The organism is Candidatus Neptunochlamydia vexilliferae, from assembly GCF_015356785.1.
Taxonomy (GTDB): domain Bacteria; phylum Chlamydiota; class Chlamydiia; order Chlamydiales; family Simkaniaceae; genus Neptunichlamydia; species Neptunichlamydia vexilliferae.
The window spans coordinates 1-3,638 of record NZ_JAAEJV010000094.1 but is presented as its reverse complement, the minus strand read 5'-3'; the positions used below and the strand labels follow the sequence as shown (position 1 = coordinate 3,638).

The 3,638-nt window shown below is 46.5% G+C and carries 4 protein-coding genes; 3 read left to right on the top strand and 1 reads right to left on the bottom strand.

What is annotated here, in order from left to right:
• Positions 1-807: 807 nt before the first annotated feature.
• Positions 808-1,773, bottom strand: coding sequence for a D-alanine--D-alanine ligase family protein (locus NEPTK9_RS09170; RefSeq protein WP_194848532.1), 966 nt, complete (start codon positions 1,771-1,773; stop codon positions 808-810).
• A gap of 31 nt (positions 1,774-1,804) precedes the next feature.
• Between NEPTK9_RS09170 and NEPTK9_RS09165 the strand changes: the two genes are divergently transcribed.
• From NEPTK9_RS09165 to NEPTK9_RS09155, 3 genes are read left to right on the top strand one after another with little or no spacing between them, the layout of a single operon-like run.
• On the top strand, positions 1,805-2,842 hold the full coding sequence (locus NEPTK9_RS09165) for a SprT-like domain-containing protein (RefSeq protein WP_194848531.1): 1,038 nt from the start codon (positions 1,805-1,807) through the stop codon (positions 2,840-2,842).
• A 43-nt stretch (positions 2,843-2,885) separates the two neighbouring features.
• Complete coding sequence (locus tag NEPTK9_RS09160; RefSeq protein WP_194848530.1) at positions 2,886-3,035, top strand: hypothetical protein; 150 nt, start codon at positions 2,886-2,888, stop codon at positions 3,033-3,035.
• Between the two features lie 58 nt (positions 3,036-3,093).
• Complete coding sequence (locus NEPTK9_RS09155; RefSeq protein WP_194848529.1) at positions 3,094-3,486, top strand: peptide chain release factor family protein; 393 nt, start codon at positions 3,094-3,096, stop codon at positions 3,484-3,486.
• Positions 3,487-3,638 lie beyond the last annotated feature (152 nt).

The following is a 3,638-nucleotide window of genomic DNA, read 5'->3' as shown; positions in this document are numbered from 1 at the left end:
GGGGGCAAGCCCCCCGCTGCCCCCTTGAGCTTCAATCTGGCAAGCCAAATCGCCCCTTCTCGGGGGGCCGTGCAAAGCACTGTTCCACCCCTCGTGCGGGGCGATTTTGCAGAGCCATTTTGAAGCCGCGGACAGCTCACCGCATGGTTTTTCTTCGCCTTCGGCTCCGAAGCCATGTCAGTTCGCTGGAAAGGTTTTTTTTTAGAAAACCTCGCTCATCTTTTACCAAGCAGTAAGTCTCCTTTTTTCAGTTTTTTAGCCACTTACCATATTCGCTTTGGTTTGACTTTCAGCTTAACAAAAAAAAACACTGAACCTACGCAGCTTCAGAGCCGAAGGCGAAGAAAAGCTGCGTCGTGAAGTGTCCACGGCTTCAAGATGGCTCTGCAAAATTGATCTGAACGAGGGGTGGAACAGTGCTTTGCACGGCCCCCCGAGGAAGATCGGTTTGGCTTGCCAGATTGAAGCTCAAGGGGGCAGCGGGGGCTTGCCCCCGACGTATCTTTCTTACATATACCACCGATAAATGTGCAAACTTTTTACCTGTAAAGGTGAACAAGGCCCAAAAAAAGAACACCGAGACAAGGTTCAGTATATTTTTTTGAACATATGAACAATTTGCAAACAGTCCCTCAGGCGCGGTGTCTATAAGAGTACTAATAAAACTAAGGCTCAAAAAGAACTCTTATAGACACTCTTAGCCTGGGTAAAGAAGAAGAAAATAATACCCATTTTTCAGAAAGGGGGTGACATTTCTAATTTGGAGAACTGGGTGACATTTCTATTTTGGCTTGACACCCCTGATTACTAAACCCCAATAGGAGTAAGCTTTTTTCGGTGGTGGCGCTCAAAGGCTAGCTCGATGAGACGATCAAGAAGCTCCGGGTAAGGCAAACCACTCACCTCCCAAAGCTTTGGATAGAGGCTAATCGTGGTAAACCCAGGGATCGTGTTAAGCTCATTGATGAGAAGTGTCCCATCTTTTTTAAGGAAAAAATCGACCCGCGCCATCCCCTCACAGCGGAGCGCTTTAAAGGCTGCAATTGCAAGGCGCTGCACTTCCTCTCTTTTTTCGGAAGAAAGCTCAGCCGGAAGGACAAAATGGGCCCCATTCTCATCGAGATATTTTGCCTCATAGGAGTAAAACTCGTGGGTGGGAATCACCTCCCCTGGCAAGGAGGCAATGGGATCGGTATTGCCCATGACCGAACACTCGATCTCTTTTCCTTCAATCCCCTCTTCGATCAGGATTGTTTCTGAGTATTTAAAAGCCTCTTCGATAGCAGAGGCTAGGGCCTCTCGATCACTCACCTTGCTGACACCAACCGAAGAGCCCATCTGAGCCGGCTTCACAAAAAGGGGAAAGGGAAGCATATCGATCGGATCGCCCACGCGAAAAATTTGGTACTGAGGAGTGGGAAGACCTGCAGCAGATAGAAGCTCCTTGGTCACCCCTTTATCCATACAGAGCACTGAGCTGAGTTGATCGGGCCCTACATAAGGGATATTTGCCAGTTCTAAAAGCCCTTGCACCGTCCCATCTTCGCCATAAGGTCCATGCAGCACGGGAAAAACCACATCGAAAGCAGCTCTTAGGGCACATGGCGAAAAAATCTCTTTTTCCCATCGCCCCTTTTTGTCGATTTTAATGGGGAGAACCTCATATTTCTCCGGATCGAGGTGGTCCATGACCGACTCCGCAGACAGGATCGACACCTCATGCTCGGGAGACTGCCCTCCAAAAAGGATCCCTATACGGATCTTTGTTTGCATTATTTTTCCTGCTTTTCTATGATTGTACCCTATGGAAATCCTTTATTCGAAGACAATTCTTGCTTTTTTAAAAAAAGTAAAGGGGCTCGCCCAAGAAATCCTTACCGAGGAGATGTCCCTTCCCGTGGGCCGCTCCCGCTTTCATATTGGAGCGCTCTCCTACCCTCTCCACTTCACGGTGTTCGACCACCCCTCAAAACTTGGCTACTTCCAGCACGACCTCTATGAGATTGGGATCAACAAACTCTTCCTCCTTGAAGAGGAGGAAACGATCAAAGACCTCTTACGCCATGAGCTGGCCCACTACATGACCTTCATTGAGCATGGACCTGATGTCTCCCCTCATGGAAAAGAGTTTCGAGAAATCTGCAAAAAATATGGTTGGTCTACCGAAGTCGCCCGCGCCCAAGTCTCCATAGAAAAAGCAGTCAAAAATAAGCAGATCGTCGATAAAGTGCGCAAACTCCTCTCTCTTGCTACAAGCCCCGAGCCCAAAGAGGCCGAAGCAGCCACCCTCAAAGCGCAAGAGCTCTTGGCAAAGTATAACGTTAAATTTCATGAAGAGGATGACCCGATTCATCTCCTCCGCGTCCTCCAAAAAAAGCGGGGAAGCGCCAAGCTCCAAGCGATCGCCTCGATTCTCCGCCTCTTCTTTGTCTATCCGATCTTTAACCATGGAAAAGGGGTTCTATACCTCGAGATTTTAGGCGATCCCCTCAATATCGAAGTGGCTGAGTATGTCGCCCACTTTCTCGACCATCACTTTGAACTCCTTTGGAAAGAGGCCAAAAAAGAGGAGCCCCGCCTCAAAGGAACCGTTGCAAAAAACTCCTTCTTCCGCGGCATTGCCGAAGGGTATGAAAAAAAAGGGTTGCCAACAAGCAGGACCCTGATTCAAATTGAAAAAAGTCTCGCTGCGATCTATCCCCAAATCACATCACGGAAGGTTTCTTACCACCACTCCGAAGCTGCTGCAAAAAAAGGAAGAGAAAAAGGGAAAGGTTTAAAAATTCGGGAAGGGTTGAGGCAAAAGAAGCAGCAACTTGCCATAAATATTAAGAATTGTTAAGTTAAAGATAACTTATTTTTAATCCATAATCCAAGGATACGTTATGAAAAAGTTTCTAATGTTAGCCCTACCTATCTTCAGCCTTTTCTCTTACTCAGTATTTGCTGATGAAGATGTTAATACAGATGGAGATGATGAAACTGTTGTTGTTGAAGAGACAACTGAAGATAACAAAGAAGATAAGAACGCTTAAAGCTTGCTTATCTCTTATCAAATGTTTTAGGGTAGGCCTTTAAGCCTATCCTTTTTTTATGAATAAAGAATCGATTGAAAAAGAAATGGAACGTCTAGGAATTCGAGAGGAAGACCTCATCGAAAAGTTCATCCTAGGCGCAGGGAAAGGGGGGCAAAAGGTTAATAAAACCTCTTCGTGTGTCTATCTCAAACATATTCCTACCCAGATTGAGGTGAAGTGCCAGCAAGAGCGCTCCCGCGAGCTTAACCGCCTCCTCGCCCGGAGAATCCTTTGCGAAAAAATTGCCTTCAAAATCCATCAGGAAAAAACAAAAAAGCAGCAGGCAGAGGAAAAAATCAAGCGGCAAAAAAAGAGACGATCTCGTAGATTGAAGCAAAAGATCCTAGACGAAAAAAAACGGCACGGCGCCATCAAAAAGCTGCGCGAAAAAGTAGAGGAAGACAATTGAGATTTGTGAGTCATTTAAAGGGATTTGTCCTAAGGAGCTGGGCAAAAATAACTCATGCATTTCTGGTGCCATAGCGCTTTAGCTGCGCGGCGCAAATCCGCAGGAAGCTTATTAGCTTTCAAGGAGTTGCAACAAAGCAGATGAAGATGTTA

Bases quoted from the DNA above. Each gene is read 5' to 3' on its own strand.
- NEPTK9_RS09170 (WP_194848532.1), bottom strand. From the start codon at position 1,773: ATGCAAACAAAGATCCGTATAGGGATCCTTTTTGGAGGGCAGTCTCCC.
- NEPTK9_RS09165 (WP_194848531.1), top strand. From the start codon at position 1,805: ATGGAAATCCTTTATTCGAAGACAATTCTTGCTTTTTTAAAAAAAGTA.
- NEPTK9_RS09160 (WP_194848530.1), top strand. From the start codon at position 2,886: ATGAAAAAGTTTCTAATGTTAGCCCTACCTATCTTCAGCCTTTTCTCT.
- NEPTK9_RS09155 (WP_194848529.1), top strand. From the start codon at position 3,094: ATGAATAAAGAATCGATTGAAAAAGAAATGGAACGTCTAGGAATTCGA.